This is a genomic window from Kitasatospora sp. NPDC094028 (assembly GCF_049543595.1).
Classification (GTDB): Bacteria; Actinomycetota; Actinomycetes; order Streptomycetales; family Streptomycetaceae; genus Kitasatospora.
The window spans coordinates 1-1,283 of record NZ_JBMVFA010000105.1 but is presented as its reverse complement, the minus strand read 5'-3'; the positions used below and the strand labels follow the sequence as shown (position 1 = coordinate 1,283).

The 1,283-nt window shown below is 73.9% G+C and carries 2 protein-coding genes; both read right to left on the bottom strand.

Annotated elements, in window-relative coordinates:
- Positions 1 to 602 (bottom strand): uroporphyrinogen-III C-methyltransferase (locus tag ACPC54_RS42100; RefSeq protein WP_498973042.1); only part of this gene is annotated, 602 nt, incomplete at its 3' end.
- Positions 599 to 1,283: hydroxymethylbilane synthase (gene hemC / locus ACPC54_RS42095; protein WP_498973040.1), on the bottom strand; the 685-nt coding region annotated here is incomplete at its 5' end. The genes ACPC54_RS42100 and hemC, both read right to left, overlap by 4 nt.

Here is a 1,283-nt window from a genome sequence, read left to right as displayed (position 1 = left end):
ACCGCGTCCAGGGTGGTGGAGACGACCACCGTGCCGTCGGAGGCGCCGACCTCGGTCCAGCAGCGGTCGGAGGCGGTACGGGCGTCCACGAACCGGACGTCCGCGCCGTCCGCGTCCCGCAGCGGCACACCGGCGTACGCCGGCACACCGACCGCGGCCGCCACGCCGGGTACGACCTCGAAGGGCACCCCGGCCGCGGCGCACGCCAGCATCTCCTCGGCGGCGTCCGTGTCGAGCCCGGGGTCACCCGGGACCGCACGCACCACCCGCCTGCCGCCCCGCGCGGCCTCCATGACAAGATGAGCGGCATCCCGGGCAGGAGACGGGGCAGCGGCGGTGGTTGACGTGCCGTCAACGACCGTGAGCTGCGGCGTGCCCGGTGGCGACGTGGACAGGTCCCCGTCGGTGTGCACGACGGAGACGCCCTGCCGCGCGTGCGTCCGGATCACATCGAGCACCTCGGGCTCGGCGATCAGGACGTCCGCGTGGGACAGTGCCTCCACGGCGCGCAGAGTCAGCAGTCCCGGATCCCCGGGTCCGGCACCGAGGAAGGTGACGTGCCCGTGTTCCGGACCGGCGGCAGGAAGGGCGGTGGGGCTCAATGTGCTCGCTCCCCCATCAGACCGGCCGCGCCCTGGGCGAGCATCTCGGTGGCGAGGTCGCTACCGAGTGCCAGCGCACCGTCGTGCGTGAGGGGCACGGGACCGGTGGTGGACAACTGCACCATGCGGGTGCCGTCGGTGGTCCCGACGACGGCGCGCAGGCGCATTTCCTTGACAAACTGGCCGCCCCCCAACAAGTCGGCCAGCGCACCCACAGGTGCGCTGCAACCGGCCTCCAGGGCGGCGAGCAGTGACCGTTCGGCGGTCACGGCGGCCCGCGTGAACGGGTCGTCGAGCTCGCCGAGCGCCGCGATCAGGTCCGCGCGCTGGGCGGCGCACTCGATCGCCAGGGCCCCCTGGCCGGGGGCGGGCAGAACCGTGTCGACCGACAGGAAGTCGGTCACCTCTTCGATACGGCCGATCCGGTTGAGTCCGGCGGCGGCCAGGACGACCGCGTCGAGCTCGCCGTCGCGGACGTACCGGATGCGGGTGTCCACGTTGCCGCGGATCGGGACCGTCTCGATGTCCAGTCCGTGGGCGCGGGCGTACGCGTTCAGCTGGGCCATGCGGCGCGGGGAGCCGGTGCCTATGCGGGCGCCGCGCGGCAGGTCGGTGAACTTCAGCTCGTCGCGCGCGACGAGCACGTCCCGCGGGTCCTCGCGCACCGGCAGGGCGGCCAGG